Source organism: Cupriavidus sp. 05N39 (assembly GCF_056397325.1).
This window is the reverse complement of record NZ_JBFTNE010000098.1, coordinates 1-18,329: the sequence shown is the minus strand read 5'-3', so window position 1 is coordinate 18,329 and position 18,329 is coordinate 1. Positions and strand designations below refer to the sequence as shown.

Annotated in this window: 18 protein-coding genes; 4 read left to right on the top strand and 14 right to left on the bottom strand. The window is 65.8% G+C overall.

The genetic code is table 11. From position 1 onward, the window contains the following. Window positions 1–5: 5 nt before the first annotated feature. Window positions 6–707, bottom strand: coding sequence for a CoA transferase subunit A (locus AC1DN0_RS32640; protein WP_045240052.1), 702 nt, complete (start codon window positions 705–707; stop codon window positions 6–8). 173 nt (window positions 708–880) lie between these two features. On the opposite strand from AC1DN0_RS32640, the gene AC1DN0_RS32635 reads away from it, so the two are divergent. Continuing rightward, window positions 881–1,426 (top strand): PAS domain-containing protein, encoded by a 546-nt coding sequence (locus tag AC1DN0_RS32635; protein ID WP_441627303.1) that lies wholly within the window; start codon window positions 881–883, stop codon window positions 1,424–1,426. A 13-nt stretch (window positions 1,427–1,439) separates the two neighbouring features. Here AC1DN0_RS32635 and AC1DN0_RS32630 read toward each other — a convergent pair whose 3' ends face one another. From AC1DN0_RS32630 to AC1DN0_RS32600, 7 genes are all read right to left on the bottom strand, one after another. After that, the gene (locus tag AC1DN0_RS32630; RefSeq protein ID WP_441627305.1) at window positions 1,440–1,838 is read right to left on the bottom strand and encodes an acyl-CoA thioesterase; all 399 of its coding nucleotides are present in this window, start codon (window positions 1,836–1,838) and stop codon (window positions 1,440–1,442) included. Window positions 1,839–1,910: 72 nt separating this feature from the next. Next, window positions 1,911–2,534: a hypothetical protein gene (locus AC1DN0_RS32625; RefSeq protein WP_441627307.1), complete on the bottom strand. Its 624-nt coding sequence runs from the start codon at window positions 2,532–2,534 to the stop codon at window positions 1,911–1,913. A gap of 245 nt (window positions 2,535–2,779) precedes the next feature. Beyond that, window positions 2,780–3,475 (bottom strand): DUF2968 domain-containing protein, encoded by a 696-nt coding sequence (locus tag AC1DN0_RS32620; protein WP_477146306.1) that lies wholly within the window; start codon window positions 3,473–3,475, stop codon window positions 2,780–2,782. Window positions 3,476–3,726: 251 nt separating this feature from the next. Then, window positions 3,727–4,755: a DctP family TRAP transporter solute-binding subunit gene (locus tag AC1DN0_RS32615; protein WP_477111032.1), complete on the bottom strand. Its 1,029-nt coding sequence runs from the start codon at window positions 4,753–4,755 to the stop codon at window positions 3,727–3,729. A gap of 120 nt (window positions 4,756–4,875) precedes the next feature. Continuing rightward, complete coding sequence (locus tag AC1DN0_RS32610) at window positions 4,876–6,180, bottom strand: TRAP transporter large permease (protein WP_441627313.1); 1,305 nt, start codon at window positions 6,178–6,180, stop codon at window positions 4,876–4,878. Beyond that, complete coding sequence (locus AC1DN0_RS32605; RefSeq protein WP_477111033.1) at window positions 6,177–6,785, bottom strand: TRAP transporter small permease; 609 nt, start codon at window positions 6,783–6,785, stop codon at window positions 6,177–6,179. Before AC1DN0_RS32605 ends, AC1DN0_RS32610 begins: the two co-directional genes overlap by 4 nt. A gap of 356 nt (window positions 6,786–7,141) precedes the next feature. Further along, the gene (locus AC1DN0_RS32600; RefSeq protein WP_045240045.1) at window positions 7,142–7,927 is read right to left on the bottom strand and encodes an SDR family oxidoreductase; all 786 of its coding nucleotides are present in this window, start codon (window positions 7,925–7,927) and stop codon (window positions 7,142–7,144) included. A gap of 346 nt (window positions 7,928–8,273) precedes the next feature. Between AC1DN0_RS32600 and AC1DN0_RS32595 the strand changes: the two genes are divergently transcribed. Next, window positions 8,274–9,959 (top strand): electron transfer flavoprotein-ubiquinone oxidoreductase, encoded by a 1,686-nt coding sequence (locus AC1DN0_RS32595; RefSeq protein ID WP_477146305.1) that lies wholly within the window; start codon window positions 8,274–8,276, stop codon window positions 9,957–9,959. 58 nt (window positions 9,960–10,017) lie between these two features. Here the strand turns inward: AC1DN0_RS32595 and AC1DN0_RS32590 are convergent, their stop codons facing one another. Both AC1DN0_RS32590 and AC1DN0_RS32585 read right to left on the bottom strand, forming a co-directional pair. Further along, a complete protein-coding gene (locus AC1DN0_RS32590) occupies window positions 10,018–10,500 on the bottom strand; it encodes a hypothetical protein (protein ID WP_477111035.1) in 483 nt (160 codons plus the stop codon). A gap of 199 nt (window positions 10,501–10,699) precedes the next feature. After that, window positions 10,700–11,611, bottom strand: coding sequence for a flagellar brake protein (locus tag AC1DN0_RS32585; protein WP_477146304.1), 912 nt, complete (start codon window positions 11,609–11,611; stop codon window positions 10,700–10,702). 342 nt (window positions 11,612–11,953) lie between these two features. Between AC1DN0_RS32585 and AC1DN0_RS32580 the strand changes: the two genes are divergently transcribed. Both AC1DN0_RS32580 and AC1DN0_RS32575 read left to right on the top strand, forming a co-directional pair. Next, window positions 11,954–12,652 carry a FadR/GntR family transcriptional regulator gene (locus AC1DN0_RS32580; protein WP_477111036.1) on the top strand — a complete coding sequence of 233 codons (699 nt, stop codon included), beginning with the start codon at window positions 11,954–11,956 and terminating at the stop codon, window positions 12,650–12,652. Between the two features lie 101 nt (window positions 12,653–12,753). Further along, complete coding sequence (locus tag AC1DN0_RS32575) at window positions 12,754–13,860, top strand: NAD(P)/FAD-dependent oxidoreductase (protein WP_477111037.1); 1,107 nt, start codon at window positions 12,754–12,756, stop codon at window positions 13,858–13,860. 28 nt (window positions 13,861–13,888) lie between these two features. On the opposite strand, the gene AC1DN0_RS32570 is transcribed toward AC1DN0_RS32575, so the two are convergent. From AC1DN0_RS32570 to AC1DN0_RS32555, 4 genes are all read right to left on the bottom strand, one after another. Further along, window positions 13,889–15,097: an MFS transporter gene (locus AC1DN0_RS32570; protein WP_441627327.1), complete on the bottom strand. Its 1,209-nt coding sequence runs from the start codon at window positions 15,095–15,097 to the stop codon at window positions 13,889–13,891. A 1-nt stretch (window position 15,098) separates the two neighbouring features. After that, on the bottom strand, window positions 15,099–16,217 hold the full coding sequence (gene aroC, locus AC1DN0_RS32565; RefSeq protein WP_441627329.1) for a chorismate synthase: 1,119 nt from the start codon (window positions 16,215–16,217) through the stop codon (window positions 15,099–15,101). 129 nt (window positions 16,218–16,346) lie between these two features. Next, entirely contained in the window at window positions 16,347–17,066 is a 720-nt protein-coding gene (locus AC1DN0_RS32560) for a glutathione S-transferase C-terminal domain-containing protein (protein WP_441627331.1), read from the bottom strand. 66 nt (window positions 17,067–17,132) lie between these two features. Further along, window positions 17,133–18,329 (bottom strand): 1-acyl-sn-glycerol-3-phosphate acyltransferase (locus tag AC1DN0_RS32555; protein ID WP_477146303.1); only part of this gene is annotated, 1,197 nt, incomplete at its 5' end.

Here is an 18,329-nt window from a genome sequence, read left to right as displayed (position 1 = left end):
TCTCCTTAGCTGGCGGCACGCACGGTGCGCTGCTCGATGCGTTTCTCGGGATTCGCGTTCAGCACGATGCGCTGCACAAAAATGCCTGGCGTGTGGATCTCGTCCGGATCCAGCGTGCCGGTATCGACCAGGTGCTCGACTTCGACCACGGTGAACTTGCCGGCCATCGCGCACATCGGGTTGAAGTTACGCGCGGTGCGGCGGAACACCAGGTTGCCGGCGCGGTCCGCCTTGTACGCCTTGACGAGCGCCACGTCGGCGGTCAGCGCGCGTTCCATCACGTACTGCTGGCCATCGAATTCGCGGATTTCCTTGCCGTCGGCCACGATGGTGCCCACGCCGGTCTTGGTGAAGAACGCGGGGATGCCCGAGCCGCCGGCGCGCAGCTTCTCGGCCAGCGTGCCTTGCGGGGTGAACTCCAGCTCAAGTTCACCGGCCAGGTACTGGCGCTCGAACTCCTTGTTCTCGCCCACATAGGAGGAGATCATCTTCTTGATCTGGCGCGTGGCGAGCAGCAGGCCGAGGCCAAAACCGTCCACGCCGGCGTTGTTCGAGATACAGGTGAGTTGCTTGGCGCCGCTGTCGCGCAGGGCGGCAATCAGCGCCTCCGGGATGCCGCACAGACCGAAACCGCCAACCGCGATCGTCTGGCCGTCGCGAACCACGCCCGCGAGCGCCTCCGCGGCGCTGGCATAGACCTTGTTCATGTTTGCTCCTTCCTCGGTGATTTCCTGTCTTTGCGCCCGCCTCCGGGTGATGCCGGCGAGTCACGCAGGGAAATTGTAACGGTACAATCGGACGGAAATCGCCAGATTGCCGACTGCCCGACAGCATACGCAAGCGCCGCAGCCCGCGCCAATACGTACAATTACATAAGCAAATGCCCGCTATCGACTACCAGACCGCTTTCCAGCTCGCGCCAGTGGGCCTTGTGCTGTCGCGCGAGCGCATGATCGAGGACTGCAATGACGAGCTTTGCCGCATCTTCGGCACCACCAGGCAGGCCCTGATCGGCGAGTCGTTCCAGGTACTCTATCCCACCGCGGATGAATTCGAGCGCACCGGCGCGCGGATCGTGCCCATCATGAACGCCAAGGGCACTTACTCCGACGAGCGCATCATGAAGCGCGCCGGCGGCGAGCTGTTCTGGTGCCATGTCACCGGACGCTCGCTGGATCGCCAGCAGCCGCTGGGCGCCGGCATCTGGACCTTCGAAGATCTCTCGCAGAAGCGTCCGGTCACCGCCGAGCTGACGGCCCGCGAGCGCGATATCGCCGCGCAGCTGGTCGACGGCAAGACCAGCAAGCAGATCGGCAAGCTGCTGTCGATCAGCCCGCGCACGGTGGACATCTACCGGGCCAGGCTGATGAAGAAATACGGCGCCCATACCTCGGTGGACCTGGTGCAACGCCTGGTCAACCACTAGGGGCGCGGAACGCCTACGCCATCAGCGCACGGATCGCCGGCGGCACGGGTACCGATTTCTCGGCCTCATAGTCACACCACACCACCTTGGCGCCGCCCTCCGCATACACCACATCGGGCTGATCGGTGCGGCGGATCTCCATGTGGGTCTCGAAGCTGGTGCGTCCCAGATCGCCGGCAAACAGGCGGCACTCGATATCGCCCGGATAGCGTAACTGCCTGATGAAGGTCATGTGCGCGTTGATGATGATCGGGCCGCAACCGTTGGCATCCTTGCCGCCAAGGCCGAGCGACTCGAACCAGGCAATGCGCGCCTGCTCCAGGTAGCGGAAGTAGACCGTGTTGTTGACATGGCCCATGGCGTCCATGTCGCCCCACCGGATGGGCATGAGGAGAGTGAATACGGGTTTCATGGCCCCGAGCCTATCACGGGGGCGCTTCGCTTCCATCGGCGGAAACGACGGTTCGCGCCTGGCGCGCCCGCCTTAGTCGTCGATCAGCCGGGCATGGCCTTGCAGTTCGAAGCGCATGTCAGGCGGCACGAATGCGACTGCGCTCGGGCGCAGGTCGATATCCGGGGCGCCTGAGACCGGCAAATCGGCCGCCTCGCTGCGCGGCTGCGTCTGGCTGTCGTTGCCGCTGGCCGAGGGCACGAACCGGACCGGAGCGGCATACGGCTGCCTCCGTGTGACCGCATTCGCAGCCGGCGTCACCGGGCTGGCTGCCGTGGCCGTAGCCCCCCTTTCGCCCGCCTTCGGCCGGCCCCTTTGGGCGATTACGACGGGATGAGGCACGGCGACCGGTTCGGGCTCGTAGCCGGCGGGTTCCGCAGGCAAGGCAGCAACGGGATCCGGCGGCGCGGGCAAGTTCTGCACGTCTGCCGCCGCAGTTTCCGGTCGCTGGACGGTCACGGCTTGCAATCCGGCGGTAGCGGGCGCGGGTAATGGCGCCGGAGCCACCAGTAGCACTGTCACAAGCCACGCCACCACGACAGCCAGGCCGCCGCCAAACGCACCGGCCGCCAGCCCGCGCAGGCGCACGCGACGCAACGACTGCGCATGCGCAGGACCGGTGGCAGCAAGATGCTGCTTGATAGCTGCGGTACGCATTGCCGCCAACGCATCGCGCACATCCAACTCCGTGCCCCATGGGGGCGGCACATCAAGATTGGCGTACGATGGAAAAATGGAATGGGACACTGGGGCTCACCTCTGCAGCGCAAACGCGACGCGGCCTCGCCAGCCTATGCGGGCGAAACGGGTCCGGGCGAAATCATAGCGCTACGGAAAGATAGGGAAATTCAGACAGTTCTGCTTCAGCATTCGGAAATTTCTGCCAAGCAGGCGCAAACGGCTTATTGGCGGCGCGCCGGACGGTCACTCCCCGGCGCCCCGGGGATGACCAGCCCGGAATCCGTCAGCGACGACTCCATGCGGCGAATCTGCTGCTGCAGCTGCTCCAGGCGGATGCGCGAGGCACGGYTCTCGATTTCCGCGCTCTGCACCTCGACGCGCGACACCTTCTGCTCCTCGGCGATGCGCTGGCGCTGCGCCTGCATCACGCGCACGTCTTCGTTGAGCGCGTTTGCCCGCGCCTCGCTCTCTTGCAAGGCCCGGTCAAATGCGCGTTTCTGCGATGCCAGCACCTGTCGGCGGATATCGTCGTCCGCCCAGGCCGTGCTCTGCTGGGTCAACTGGCGGTAAGCCTGCTCCGCCGCAGCGAACGACTCAAAGCGGAAAACCCGCCAGAGGTTCTTCTGATAGAACAGCGCCACGTAGCAGACCACCTGGTCGTCCGCAAGCATCAGCGTGGTGCCGTAATCGCCGTTGTAGCTGGTACGCAGTTCGCGCACGGCCTTGTCCCGCAGCCGTTGCTGTAGTTCCGCCACAAGCCCCAGCGAAGAGGCCGATGCCGGCAGGCTGTCCTGCGCCACCTGGACGGCAGGCGATGCTGCCTGCGCCATCGCAGCCTGCGCACCAGCCACGGACAGCAGCAGGGCTAGGCCCGTCAGGCGGGCAGGCAAGGAGGTACGGCGAGGCTTGTTCGGCATGACATTCCGGTCGGGACACAGGACGGGACCTTCTTGGGATCCCGGGCCGCCGCCGCGCGCGCGGCAGGCGCGCGGCGATGGAATTCCCATGCGCCGCGAAAGGCGCATTCTATCAAACGACCGGGATATTCCCAAATTTGTGACAATTGCGATCATTTTGGCGACGCAATCCGTCCGCCAAAGGAGAGCAGGGTCCGCGAACGGCCCCTGCTCTCCGTGCCCTCGCAGGCACCGCGATCCCTCCCCACGGCTTACCGCTTGGCGATCGAGGCTTCAGCCTTGCTGACCAGGTCGGTGCCGATCTGCTTCTTCCACTTGTCGTAGACCTTGGCCGTGGCCTTGCGAAAGGCATCGTGCTCGGCCGGCGTCAGTTGCGACACCTTCACACCGTGGGCTTCCATATCCTTCCAGCCCGGCACGCCCGGCTCAACCAGGCCCTTGCGCGCCAGCGCGATTTCCTGCTTGCCGGCATCGATGGCGGCCTGCTTGACGATCTCGCGGTCGGCCGGCGTCCAGCTTTCCCAGATCTGCTTGTTGACCACGAAGATCAGCGGGTCGGCCACGTAGCCCCAGGTGGTGACGAACTTCTGACCCACCGTGTAGAGCTTGGCAGCGGCGAACACGGATTGCGGGTTCTCCTGGCCATCCACGGCGCCCGAGGCCATGGCCGGCTGCGCGTCGGCCCAGCTCATCTGGGTCGGATTGGCGCCGAGTGCGTTGAAGGTCTCGATATACAGCGGCGAGCCCACCACACGCAGCTTCATGCCCTTCAGGTCCTCCGGCTTGCGGACTTCGCGCTTGGAGTTGGAGACTTCGCGGAAGCCGTTCTCGCCCCAGGCCAGCGGCACCACGCCGGACTTGTCCAGCGTCGCGAAGATCGATTTGCCGACCTCACCCTGGGTGAGCACGTCCAGCGCCTTGTAGTCCGGCATCAGGAACGGCAGCGAGAACAGGTTCAGTTCCTTGACCTGCGGCGACCAGTTGATGGTCGAGCCGACCGCCATGTCGATCACGCCCTGGCGGATCGCCGAGAACTCGCGGGTCTGGTCGCCCGCCACCAGCGAGGTGCCGGGGTAGAGCTTGATATTGATGCGGCCGCTGGTGCGCTGGCGCACCAGGTCAGCCCAGATCTCGCCGCCCTTGCCCCACGGGAAGGCCGGGCCGAGCACCAGCGACATCTTGTACTCGGCTTTGTAGGCCTGCGCCATGGCGCCAGCGGGCGCGAGGGCGGCAGCGGCGATGGTGGCTGCCAGCGACAGCATCAAGGCACGACGTTTCATGGATTCTCTCCTCTCAGGATGTGTTGTGTGTTTCTTATGCACTGCGTTGAGCGTGGCTCATTGCGCGATCCCGCAGGCGAGCCGCGAAGCCCGTCCATGGGATCAACTTCCGATTCAGCTTCAATAACCGAGATAGTCCGGGAGCCACGTCGCCAGTGGCGGATAGGCCAGCACCATCAGCATGGCGACGAACATGGCCAGCAGCATCCAGATCACCCAGGGTACGGTCTCTTCCATCCGCACGCGCGCGATCCGGCACGAGACCATCAGGTTCACCGCCAGCGGCGGCGTAAATTGGCCAAGCGCGACCTTGAGCGTCAACACCACGCCGAACCACACCGGATTCCAGTGGAAGGCGTTGGCGATCGGCAGCAGCAGCGGCACGAAGATCAGGAAGATCGAAATGCCGTCGAGGAACATCCCCACCGTCATCAGCAAGGCCACGATCAGCGCCAGCACGCCGTACTCGCCCAGCCCCGAATGCGCGATGGCATTGGCCAGCGGATCGATCACGCCCAGCGTGGACAGCGCATAGGCAAAGATGCCGGCCAGCGCCACCACCAGCAGGATGACCGCGGAAGTCTCCGCCGCTTCCTGAAAGATCACGAACAGGTCGCGCAGGCCGATGCTGCGATAGATCACCATGCCGACGAACAAGCCGTACACGACTGCCACCACGGCAGCCTCGGTCGGCGTGAACCAGCCCGCGCGCATGCCGCCCAGGATCAGGAACGGCGCGACCAGCCCCCAGGCCGCTTCGCGCAGGCTCTTCCAGAACGGCGGACGCGGCAGCCCGGCCTCGATGGCGCCCATATTGTGCTTGCGTGCCAGCCAGACGGCCGGCACGATCAGCGCCACACCGGCCAGGATGCCGGGGATCATGCCGGCGGCGAACAGCGCCGGCACCGACGCGCCGGGCACCAGCACGCTATAGATGATGAAGGCAACCGAGGGCGGGATCAGGATGTCGGTGGCGGCGGCGGCGCCAACCACGGCCGCGCTGTACGCGCCGGGATATCCGGCCCGCGACATGGCCGCGATCATCACGCCGCCCACCGCGGCCGCGTTGGCCGGGCCGGAGCCGGAGATCCCGCCCAGGAACATGGCCACCAGGATGGCCACCAGCGGCAGCATGCCGGGGCCGCGCCCGACGATGGCAATGGCGAAGGTCACGAGACGCTGCGCCACGCCGGAACGATCGAAGATCGAACCGACCAGCACGAACATCGGGATGGCCAGCAGCGGGTATTTGCCGAGGCCGGCGTAGAAGTTCTGCGGCACGGCCAGCAGGCCGAACATCTGCGTATCCAGGTTGGACAGGCCGATCGCCACCAGGCCACCGAGGCCCAGCGACACGCCGATCGGCACGCCAAGCATCATCAGGCCAAGAAAAACCACAAACAGAATGATCGCAACGAGGGTCATGGCGCGGACTCCGAAGCAGGTACGCCATCCGCGCTCCCGGCATGCATGGCCTTGAGCGCGCGCAGGTTGCGTACCGCCACGCCGAACGCCCGCAGCGCGATGGCGGCCGACAGCACCGGCAGCCAGACCGAGTACCACCAGCTTGGCACGCCGATGCCCGGCGAGGTCTCGCCAAACGTGTATTCGTCCCAGGCGATGCGCCCGCCCAGTACCGCCAGCGCGATGAACATCACCGCGACGGCCAGCGCCGACAATACTGCCAGGCGCCGCTGCCGAGCCGCGCTGCCGCGCTCGAAGAAAAACTCGATGCGGATATTGCGGTCGCGCGCCACCGCGGCGCTGCCTGCCACCAGGGCCAGCACGATCATCAGGAAGACCGAGAATTCCTCGGTCCAGGCAAAGGACTCATCGGTGAAGTAACGGACCACCACATTGGCGAAGGTGATGCACACCAACAGCACCATGACGACCACGCCGACCCAGTCTTCGAGCCGCGGCGAAACCCTGAAGCCGCTGTCCCCTTGCTGGCTGGCGCCAGTCTCGTCCGGCATGGCCGTGACGTCTTGCGGGTCGGCATCGCGCCGTCCCTCCCTATCTGCTTGCATCTCCCCGGCCTCCGGTCCGGTCCGCGCGGCGCTCCTGGCCGCAGGCGGATATTCTTTGAATTATGTAAAGACTTAATCTCAAGACATGGCGGATTATGCCAAGACTGTGGAGCGTGCGGGAACTTTTGCTTGGTCCCGCAACCCGGCATCGGCTGGACATGGCGCCCATGTGCCCGGCCGGGGCTCGCGCGGCCTGTCGGTAACGGGCAATCCGGCAAGCCGCCGATGCGCGTCGCGCCCAAGGGGACCGGATAAGCCCAGGGACAGCGAACCGCATGCCTGCCCGCACTTATGGTGCGTGGCAGAACCAGTTTGCCGGGGCGAGCGGGCGTGTAGCCCGCCGCCGTTGACCTCGGTTACACCATGCCGTCGTCGGCCGTGATGATCGCGCCGTTGATGAATGCGGACTGGTCGGACGCCAGCAGCAGCAGCAGGCCGTCCAGGTCCTCGGGCTTGCCCACGCGCTTGCGCGGCAGCATCTGGATCAGTTTCTGGCCCGCATCGGTGTCCCAGTGGTGGTGATTGATGTCGGTATCGATATAGCCGGGGCAGATCGCATTGACGTTGATGCCGTGGCGCGCCCATTCCAGCGCCATCGCCTTGGTCATATGCACCACCGAGGCCTTGCTCATGCAGTACACGCCGATCTGCGACAGCACCTTGAGCCCGGCCACCGATGCAATGTTGACGATGCGCGACTGCGGCAGCGGATTGCCGTTTTTCTCGGCTCCCTTGGAGCGCGCGATCATACGCTTGGCCACTTCCTGGGCCACGAAAAAGGCACCCCGGGTATTGGTATCGAAGACAAAATCGAAATCGTCAGGGGTTACGTCGGTGAGGCGCTGCGTGGTGGAAACCCCCGAGTTATTGACCAGGATATCGATCGCACCCGCCTCGGTCTCGGCATGCGCCACCGCGGAGCGGATGCTGTCGTGGTCGGTCACGTCCAGCTGCACCACATGGGCGCTGCCCCCCTCGGCTTCGATCGCGGCACGCAGTTCCTTGAGCCGCTCGGTCCGCCGCGACGCCAGTATCACCTTGGCGCCAGCCGAGGCCAGGACGTGGGCAAACCGCGTGCCCAGACCGCTCGAAGCGCCTGTTACCAGCGCGACCTTGCCTTCCAGATTGATCGACAAACCCATATTGACCTCGATGTTCGGGAGCCCCCCGCGCCGCCTGCCATGGCCACGGCTACGGGGTGCTCCTCACGAAACTGCCTGGCTCAAATGGAAGGCAGCATATCAAAAAAAAGAACGGTCGTTCCAAAAAAAATCTTGCCTGACCATGGCGAGTCCCGGACAATGCCGGAGATTCTAAGAACTCGGGCTATAAAGGGAAAGAGGAAAAACACGCAGGCCGGCACGATCGGCGCCTTCTGCGCCCCGCCCTTGCCCCCCGGTTTCCCCCGATCATCGCATCCCCGGTACCACCGAACACGGCATTTCCCACAATTGCGCGCAAGTTGCCAAGAATAGAGGGTTAGAGACAATGAATCAGCAACAGCTCCTGGAGCAGTACGGCCCCCGCGAGGCCATGGAATACGACGTTGTCATCGTCGGCGGCGGCCCCGCCGGCCTGGCAACCGCCATCCGCCTGAAGCAGCTCGCGCAGGAGAAAGGCAACGAAGTCAACGTATGCGTGCTGGAAAAAGGCTCCGAACCCGGCGCCCACATCCTGTCCGGCGCCATCATGGACCCGCGTGCACTGAATGAGTTGTTCCCGAACTGGAAGGAACTTGGCGCGCCGCTGAACCAGCCGGTCGCTGAAGACAAATTCCTGTTCCTCAACGAAACCGGTTCCAAGGCAACCCCGTCCGCCCTGCTGCCGGAATGTTTCCACAACCACGGCAACTACATCATCAGCCTGTCCAACTTCACGCGCTGGCTGAGCCAGCAGGCCGAAGCGCTGGGCGTGGAAATCTTCCCCGGCTTCCCGGCCGCCGAAGTGCTCTACAACGACGATGGCTCRGTCAAGGGCGTGGCCACCGGCAATATGGGCATCAACAAGGAAGGCGAGCCCACCGAGAACTTCCAGCTCGGCATGGAACTGCATGCCAAGTACACCATCTTCGCCGAGGGCTCGCGCGGACACCTGGGCAAGCAGGTGATTTCGCAGTTCAGGCTCGATGCGGGCAAGGATCCGCAGAGCTACGGCATCGGCCTCAAAGAATTGTGGGAGATCGATCCCGCCAAGCACCAGCCCGGCCTGGTGGTGCACACGGCCGGCTGGCCGCTGGACCCGGCCACCTACGGTGGCTCCTTCCTGTACCACATGGAAGACAACAAGGTCGCGGTGGGCTTCGTGGTCGGCCTGGAYTACAMSAACCCGTGGCTGWSSCCSTTCGAGGARTTCCAGCGCTTCAAGACCCACCCTGAGATCCGCAAGTATTTTGAAGGCGGCAAGCGCATCAGCTACGGCGCCCGCGCCATCACGGCCGGCGGCCTGCTGTCGCTGCCCAAGACCGTATTCCCGGGCGGCGCCCTGGTAGGCTGCGACGCGGGCTACCTGAACGCCTCGCGCATCAAGGGCAGCCATGCCGCCATCAAGACCGGCATGATGGCCGCCGAGGCCGCGTACGACGCCTTGCAGGCCGGCCGCCAGCATGACGAACTGACGGCATACCCGACCGCCTTCGAAAACAGCTGGCTGCACAAGGAACTGCTGCAGGCGAAGAACTTCAAGCAGTGGTTCAAGAAGGGGCGCACCACCGCCACCCTGATGACCGGTATCGAGCAATGGCTGCTGCCCAAGCTCGGCATCCGCAACCCGCCCTGGACCATCCACCGCGAGAAGCCGGACCACGTCTACCTCAAGCCGGCCGCCGAGTGCCAGCAGATCGTCTATCCCAAGCCGGACGGCAAGCTGACCTTCGACCGCCTCAGTTCGGTGTTCATCAGCAACACCAATCACGAGGAAAACCAGCCGGCCCACCTGACGCTGAAAGACGCCAGCGTGCCCGTCAACGTCAACTGGGACAAGTTTGCCGGCCCCGAAAGCCGTTACTGCCCGGCTGGCGTCTACGAGTTCGTGCAGAACGACGATGGCAAGGAACGCCTGCAGATCAATGCGCAGAACTGCGTGCACTGCAAGACCTGCGACATCAAGGATCCCACGCAGAATATCGTATGGGTGACACCGGAAGGCGGTGGCGGCCCGAACTACGTAGGCATGTAAGCTCGCCCCAAGGGCAATAGGAAACGGCACCCGATTCGGTGCCGTTTTTTTTGCCTGTTCAGGCTTGCGGGCTCGATGTCGCGGGCAATGCCAGCGAATCGTGATAATGCGGCTTGCTGTCTGGCACGTCCTGACACCAACCGATCACGTCGGCCACGCCGGCGATCAAGGTAATCAGCGCCGGGCCGGCGAGCGGCACCTGCCCGATGCCGTCGATCAACGCCAGCACCACGCCCGATACGCCACCATCGGGACCTGGCTTGCCGATAGCGGTGACCGAGGCGACTTCCAGGGGAGACATCGCCAGCAGGCCCACTCCGGCCCCGTCCGGATCAGGACGGAACTCGCTGCCGCGGGCGAGGCTGTTATCCGGTCTTTCGCTAGACCGGACGTCTAACCCAAGCAAACGTTCTTCCGCCGAGAATGCACGGGACTGGCCAAGTCCATTCATGGCATTGGCCGTGGCGGGCACGGCAACCGCAAGCAGGCAAGCCGAAATGGACGCGCAAAGGCTGGCGCCGAAGCGAGGGCTCCGCTTCATGATGTCTCCTCGTCATCGTGATGGGTCTGATCGGGACAAGCGGCCGCAATAACCGCTTTTCATTGCAGGGGACAGTAGAGACGGCCCGAGCGCGCGGGGCAAGGCTGGCGCTAGAAGATTAGCTCCAAACGCCGGAATGAGCGCGACCGTCACGGCAGCGTCCTTCCCCCCGCTGCCGATAGCAAGCAGGCACAGGACATCAGGTAGAAACCTGCATGCTGGCACTTGCCAGCAACTGTTCGTAGATAAAGCACTGAAGCAGCGTCAACTCCCGCTCACCGAGCACATCGAAAGCAACGCCGAATGAGGGGAACTCTGTATCGCTCTCGGCGGGCAACGGGTTGCGCACCAGGCCGTCGACCATGATCTCGCTGTCCAGCGCCGCAGTGCGCAGATGAAAGCACAAGCGTACCGATGTACCCGGCGCCGGCACCGGCCCGGCAATCTGGATCTGCGCGCCGCCGGTACTCAGGTCGGTCAGCAGCACCAGCCTGGCCGGCRGGCGGGGGCTCGGTCCTGCCTGCGGGGCAGCCCCGTCGGCCTGCAGGGTGTCGTTCGCCGTGCTCCCGGGATCGACCAGGTAGGCGGCCAGGCGGGTCGGCACGCGGGTGGCTGTGCGCACCGGAAGCTGCTGCGACTCGGCCGGCGCAGACAACACCAGATAGCGGAAGGGACTGCGACAGATCGCAGTCACGGTTGATTCGAAGCTGAGGATCGCATGGCCGGAAAAGCCGCGCAATAGCACCGTGGCGCCGGCCTGGACCTGCAATTCCTTGCCGCCGAGCTGTGGCCACGTCACAAACAGGCCCTGCTCGACAAAGCCGATCAACCGGCTGGCGGCGGCGCGGCCCGTCTGGCCCGGCGCCTTGACCTGCAACAGCGTGCCAACCTGCAGGCCAAGCGGCCCGGCAGTGGCGGGCCGGCCGCCATCTTCCAGTTCGCCCGGCTCGCTATCGGGCCGGCACACCGTACCGTGCCGGAAGACCAGGGCGACATCGCGATCCTCGGGGATCACGCTACCGCTGCCGAGCACGAGGTTTCCCGCCTCGTCCAACAAGGACCAGGGCAAGGGCTGCCCGACCGGGAGATCGTTAGGGGTAAGTGCAATCATGGCAGGCAGCAGTGACGCCCAGGCTACAGGCGTGGCAGATCCAACGGTGGCCACGGGAACGTGTCCCGCAGCCACCACCCGGCGAGGCGCTCAGCGCATATCGCGTCGCCTGGCCTCGCCGAAACGCCCCAGGGGGCGGACGGCAACGCGCGTACCCATGTCCAGGCCGACGTTCACCGCGATGTCCAAGGTGAATAGCGCTTCTCACCTGGCTTTTTATCGGCCAGTTCCGTAAAACCTTAAGGTCGATTCCTGACATCGCGATCCGGCGATCCTTGACGCCATCCCGCTTTCCTCGCAAACTCTCCCCACAATCTGTCTGACAGCCTTACAGATTTACTGATGACCATTCTGACCCGCCCCGCCTCGCTTGCCGCCCGCATCGCCGACGCCCTGCGCGCCGACATTGCGGCTGGCCGCTTCGCCGCCGGCGCCCGCCTCCCGGCCGAAGCGGCCTTGGGCGAGACCTTTGGCGTGAGCCGCCCGATCGTCCGCGAGGCCATCGCGCAACTGAAGGCGGAAGGCCTGCTGATCACGCGCAAGGGCTCGGGTGCGTACGTATCGGAAACGCCAGGCGGCCAGGTGTGGCGCTTGGCCACGGCGCCGCAGGGCGGCCCGACCCCGGCCCAGCTATTCGAACTGCGCATGGTGGTGGAATGCGCCTGCGCCGAAATGGCCGCCCGGCGCCGCACGGGGGAAGACTTGCAAGCCATTCAGGCCGCACTGGCCGCCATGGGCCGACATGCGGACGATTTCGCCAGCGCCGCGGCGGCCGATGTGGCGTTCCACCATGCGATTGCGCAGGCCGCGCACAACCCGTGCTTAACCGGCCTGACCGATTTCGTCGGCCAGCACATGCTGGCGGCGCGTCAAACGGCCTGGGAAAACGCCGCGCGCTTTCGCGGCGGCTCGCAAGGCGCGGACGGCGAACACGCCGCGCTGGTCGAAGCCATTGCCGCCGGCAACCCCGGCGCCGCACGCCAGGCGGCACGCCGGCATCTCAGCGCGGCAGCGAGGCGCATGGGGCTGGCCTTGAACTGAAGCTTGCGCGGCAAGCGCACGCCGCCAAGCGGCACGACACTATCCGGGAACCGCGGCTCGCATGACATGGCAGGCGTCAGCCGCAGCAGCAGAGGAACACAATGGAACAAGTAGATTGCGTGGTAATCGGCGCCGGCGTGGTCGGCTTGGCAGTGGCGCGGCAGTTGGCCTTGCAGGGCCGCGAGGTCATCATCCTGGAAGCGGAAAATGCCTTCGGCACCATTACCAGCGCGCGCAACAGCGAAGTGATCCATGCCGGTATCTACTATCCGGCCGGATCGCTCAAGGCAGAGATGTGCGTCCGCGGCAAATCCATGCTGTACGAGTACTGCGCCTCGCACCATATCAACCACCAGCGCTGCGGCAAGCTGATCGTCGCCACCACCGAGGCCCAGGTGGCCACGCTGGAAGGCATCCGGGCCAAGGCCGCGGCCAATGGCGTGCACGACCTGCAGCTGCTCAGCCAGGCCGAGGCACAGGCGCTGGAGCCGAACCTGCAATGCCGTGCCGCCCTGCTTTCGCCCTCGACCGGCATTGTCGACAGCCACGGCCTGATGCTGGCCCTGCTGGGTGATGCGGAGAATGCCGGCGCCATGCTGGCGGTGCAATCGCCGGTGGCGCGCGGCGCCGTCACGGCGAATGGCATCCGGCTTGACGTAGGCGGCCAGGGCGAAGCGGCCGGCACCACGCTGCTGGCCCGTACCGTGATCAACTCGGCCGGGCTCACGGCACCGGCGCTGGCGCGCAGCATCGCGGGCATGCCCGCCGCGCACATCCCGCCGCAGTATTACGCCAAGGGCTGCTATTTCACGCTGGCCGGGCGCGCGCCCTTCTCCCGGCTGATCTACCCGGTGCCGGAGGCCGCCGGACTGGGCGTGCACCTGACCATCGACCTGGGCGGCCAGGCGCGCTTCGGCCCCAATGTGCGATGGATCGACGAGATCGAGTACGGCGTGGATCCCGCGGATGCCGACAGCTTCTAYGGCGAAGTCCGGAATTACTGGCCGGGACTGGCCGACGGCGCACTGCAGCCGGGCTATGCGGGCATCCGCCCCAAGATCAGCGGACCCGGCGAGCCGGCGGCGGATTTCCGCATCGATGGTCCGGCTACGCATGGCGTACCCGGGCTGGTCAACCTGTTCGGCATCGAGTCGCCAGGGCTGACCTCGTCGCTGGCGCTGGCCGAGCGCGTCGCAAGCCTGCTCTGAGGCGAGCGCGTGCGCAATCCGGCCTGCGTCACCGCGCGGCAGCGTCGGAGGCAGCTTCCGTGCGGAACGTCATGAACGCGCACAGCGCACCGCCGGCCGCCGCCAGCGCGGCCAGCCCGAAGGTGTGGGCCGGACCCAGCGCCTTCCAGGTCCAGCCCATCGCCAACCCGCCGCAGGTGCCGCCAAGACCATAGGAAAGGCCGGTGTAAAGCGCCTGTCCGCGGCCCTGCAGCGGGCCGGCGAACCAGCGTTGCAGGCGCTTGAGGCTGGCGCTGTGATGCGCGCCGAAGGTGGCCGCGTGCAGTACCTGCACCAGCGCCATCAGCCACGACAGCTCCGCCAGGTAGCCGGTCAGGCCGAAGCGCACCGCGGCCAGCACGAAGGTACCGGTCAGGATGGTCCGCAGCGGGACGCTGCCGAACATCCGGCCCTGGTAGAAAAAGAAGACAATCTCGGCGACCACGCCGATGGTCCACATCACGCCGATGGCGAACTTGCTGTAGCCAAGCTGCTCCAGGTACAGCGAATAGAACACATACAGCGCGGCGTGGGCGAACATCATCAGGAAGGCCGAGCCGAAGAACCAGACCACGTCGGGACGGCGCAGCAAGGGCAGCGCCGGCGGCGGCTTGACGCGCGGCCCATCGTCCGGCGCATCGCGCATGCCGAACACCACCACCAGGAACAGCGCCAGCATGGTGCTCGCCAGCCACGGGAACGCCTCCATGCCGAAACGCTCGAACAGCGCCCCGCCCAGCAGCACGGCCGCAATGAAGCCGGCCGAGCCGAACATGCGGATGCGCCCGTAGCGGTGATCGAAGGCGCCATGGCGGCGCAGCGTGGAAATCGTGAGCGCGTCGCCCAGCGGCGACATGGCGCTGGTGATCAGGTTCAGCCCGATCATCATCGCCATCATCCCGCCGTAGCTGGTCACGCCAGGCACCATCAGGAAAGCGAGCAAGGCCGTGACGGCGGCCAGGCGCAGCAGGCGCACCCGCGTATGCATCACGTCCGACAGCCAGCCCCAGAAATACGGGCCGACGATGCGGCTGACCTGGAAGCAGGCCATCAGTACGCCGATCTGTACCGGGGAAAAACCGCGCCCGGCGAAAAACAGGCTTACATAGGGCGAGATAACGCCGACATAGCCGTAGTAGCCGAGGTAAAAGAGGCCAAAACGCGTCTCGGCGACGCGCCCGCCGCCGAGGGCGTGGGCGTGTGGTTCCGCCTGCGCCAACTCAGCGCGACTGGCCGGACTGCGGTGACTGGGCGGGGATGCGCGGAGTATCGACCTTGACATCGCCGCACTGGGCGCGATGGCGCAGCGCGTGATCGATCAGCACCAGCGCCAGCATGGCTTCGGCGATCGGGGTGGCGCGGATGCCCACGCAGGGATCGTGGCGGCCGAAGGTCTCCACCGTGGCGGGCTGGCCGGCCTTGTCGATGGATTCGCGCGGCGTGCGGATACTGGAGGTCGGCTTGATCGCCAGCGAGACTGTCACGTCCTGCCCGGTCGAAATGCCGCCCAGCACGCCGCCGGCGTTGTTGCCGCGGAATCCTTCCGCGCTGAGTGAATCGCCATGCACGCTGCCGCGCTGGCTGACGCTTTCAAATCCCGCGCCGATCTCCACGCCCTTGACGGCATTGATGCCCATCATCGCGTGCGCGATGTCGGCATCGAGCTTGTCGAACAGCGGCTCGCCCAGGCCCACCGGCACGTTGCTGGCCACTACCTCGATCCGCGCGCCGACGGAATCGCCGTCGCGCCGCAGCGTGTCCATATAGGTTTCCAGTTCCGGCACGATCTCCGCGTTGGGGGCGAAGAAGGGATTCCGCGGTACTTCCGCCCAGTCCACGAACGGCACGCGAATCTCGCCCAGTTGCGACATATAGCCCCGGATTTCGGTGCCGTATTGCTCGCGCAGCCATTTCTTGGCGACCGCCGCCGCCGCCACCACCGGCGCCGTCAGGCGCGCCGACGAACGGCCGCCGCCACGATAGTCGCGGATGCCGTACTTCTGCCAGTAGGTGTAATCGGCGTGGCCGGGCCGGAAGGTCTCGACGATATTGCCGTAGTCCTTGCTGCGCTGGTCGGTATTGCGGATCAGCAGGCAGATTGGCGTGCCGGTGGTCTTGCCCTCGAACACGCCGGACAGGATCTCGACCTGGTCGGCTTCCTGGCGCTGCGTGACATGGCGCGAGGTGCCGGGCTTGCGGCGGTCCAGGTCGATCTGGATATCGGCTTCGGTGAGTTCCATGCCCGGCGGGCAGCCGTCCACCACCGCGCCGATGGCCGGCCCGTGCGATTCGCCGAAAGTGGTGACAGTGAAGAGCAGGCCGAGAGTGTTGCCGGACATGATGGAAACCGCGGAGGGCGTGAGAATTGGGGAACGGGCTACATTGTAAGGCTTTTGCGGCCCGTCCGGCCCCGCCAGGCCGCACCGGGATGCGTCGCCCGGTCTTCAGGTGGTGCCCTCAGGCCCGCATCAGGCCGTCCGTACAGGAGCCAGGTCCGGGTAGTACCGCTCCCGCATGCGTGCCACGTAGGCCACCAGGTTGGGATGGGACTCGGCGGCCGTGCGGATCGGTGTCTCGAACAAGGGGCACAGCGCACCCGCCATGAACGCAAAGACGGTGGCATCGGCGCCGCATGGCTTGTCGCCCATCAGGAAGGGTTGCTCGCCCAGCACGTCGGCCACCGCCGCCACGTCCCGGCTGGCGATGGCGGCCAGGTCGGCCGGGCTGTGGCGGCCAAGCCCCTGCGTCCACAGGATGCGACGGATCTTGGAGCGCACAAAACGGATCGCCAGCCCGCGCAGCGGCCAGGGCACGGACCGGAAGAAAGTTGCCGGACCCCGCGCGAAATTGGCGTCATGGTTCCAGCGCGCGTCGGCCACTGCCCAGTAGAAGTTGTCTTCCAGCATCTTTTCCACCGCCCAGGCGGTGCCACGCTGGGCGGGCGTCAGCCCTTCATTGAAGTCGATGTGGTAGGTCTTCTCYAGGTGCCACCGGATCAGCGTGGAATCGGCCACCACGCGGCCCGCGTCGTCGAGATAGGGCAGCTTGCCCTTGGGCGCGCGCCGCAGGCCGCCACGCTCGGCACGGTACGGCAGGCCCGCGAGCCTGAGCAGCAGGTCGGCCTTGGTGACAAAGGGGCTGGCATCGGGCAGGCCGAATGCCGGCCCAAAGGTGTAGAGCGTGATCATGGTTGCCGACTCCTTTGGCTCGGCGACATCGGGGATACCCGCCGCTGCGGGCACTACGCTAGCGCCCTAGCGCCACTCGCCACGCAAGCCCTGCACCACCTGCTGCAGGCTCTCCGGCGTAGCCAGCTCCGGCGCGATCGGCTCACCCACCACCAGCTCGAGCCGGTTGAGAATGCCGCGCCGGAACGGGCGGGACATGGCCGAGCCACCCTTGCGGGAGAAGAAGCTGCCCCACAGCCCGCGCAGCGCCATCGGCACGACCGGCACCGGCGTACGCCGGATGATCTGCTGAACGCCCTGCTTGAAGGGGTTGATGTCGCCGGTGGCGGTGATCTTGCCTTCAGGGAAGATACAGACCAGGTCGCCCTCCGAAAGCGCGCGCGCGACTTCGTCGTAGGCACGCTCCAGCATCTGCGGGTCTTCGTACGCGGGCGCGATCGGGATCGCCTTGGCCTGGCGGAAGAACCACGACATCAGCGGCACCTTGAAGATGTTGTGGTCCATCAGGAAACGCACCGGCCGCGGGCTCGCGGCCATCAGCACTACCGCATCGGCAAAGCTCACGTGATTGCACACCAGCACCGCGGGGCCTTCGGCCGGGATGCGGTCGGAATTCACGCGCTGCAGGCGGTACACCGTGTGCACCAGGATCCAGGCGATGAAGCGCAGCAGGAATTCCGGCACCAGGCTGTAGATGTAGATGGCCACCAGCGCGTTCAGCAGCCCGACCACCAGGAACAATTGCGGAATGCTGAAGCCGGCCTGGGTCAGCACCACCGCCAGCAGCGAGGAGCCGATCATGAAAAAGCTGTTGAGGATGTTGTTGGCGGCAATGATGCGGGCCCGGTGGGTGGGCGCGCAGCGGCTCTGGATCAGCGCGTACAGCGGCACACTGTAGAAGCCGCCGAACATCGCCAGCAGGAACAGGTCGGCCAGCACGCGCCAATGGCGCGGGTCGGCGGCAAAGCCGGCGAGCCCGGACAGTTCGGCGTGCTGCTCGCCGTTGCTGGCCAGGAAGAGATCGACCGCGAACACTGTCATGCCGATGGAGCCGAACGGCACCAGGCCGATCTCGACGTGGCGCCCGGACAGCCGCTCGCACAGCAGCGAGCCGGTGCCGATGCCGAGCGAGAACACCGCCAGCAGCAGCGTCACCACATTCTGGTCGCCGCCCAGCACGTCCTTGGCAAAGCCGAAAAAGGAGGTCAGGAACGTGGCGCCAAGGAACCAGAGCCACGAAATGCCCAGCAGGCTCAGGAATAC

Coding starts and splice junctions, on each gene's coding strand:
- AC1DN0_RS32640 (WP_045240052.1), bottom strand. CDS start 707: ATGAACAAGGTCTATGCCAGCGCCGCGGAGGCGCTCGCGGGCGTGGTT.
- AC1DN0_RS32635 (WP_441627303.1), top strand. CDS start 881: ATGCCCGCTATCGACTACCAGACCGCTTTCCAGCTCGCGCCAGTGGGC.
- AC1DN0_RS32630 (WP_441627305.1), bottom strand. CDS start 1,838: ATGAAACCCGTATTCACTCTCCTCATGCCCATCCGGTGGGGCGACATG.
- AC1DN0_RS32625 (WP_441627307.1), bottom strand. CDS start 2,534: ATGCGTACCGCAGCTATCAAGCAGCATCTTGCTGCCACCGGTCCTGCG.
- AC1DN0_RS32615 (WP_477111032.1), bottom strand. CDS start 4,755: ATGAAACGTCGTGCCTTGATGCTGTCGCTGGCAGCCACCATCGCCGCT.
- AC1DN0_RS32610 (WP_441627313.1), bottom strand. CDS start 6,180: ATGACCCTCGTTGCGATCATTCTGTTTGTGGTTTTTCTTGGCCTGATG.
- AC1DN0_RS32605 (WP_477111033.1), bottom strand. CDS start 6,785: ATGCAAGCAGATAGGGAGGGACGGCGCGATGCCGACCCGCAAGACGTC.
- AC1DN0_RS32600 (WP_045240045.1), bottom strand. CDS start 7,927: ATGGGTTTGTCGATCAATCTGGAAGGCAAGGTCGCGCTGGTAACAGGC.
- AC1DN0_RS32590 (WP_477111035.1), bottom strand. CDS start 10,500: ATGAAGCGGAGCCCTCGCTTCGGCGCCAGCCTTTGCGCGTCCATTTCG.
- AC1DN0_RS32580 (WP_477111036.1), top strand. CDS start 11,954: ATGACCATTCTGACCCGCCCCGCCTCGCTTGCCGCCCGCATCGCCGAC.
- aroC (WP_441627329.1), bottom strand. CDS start 16,217: ATGTCCGGCAACACTCTCGGCCTGCTCTTCACTGTCACCACTTTCGGC.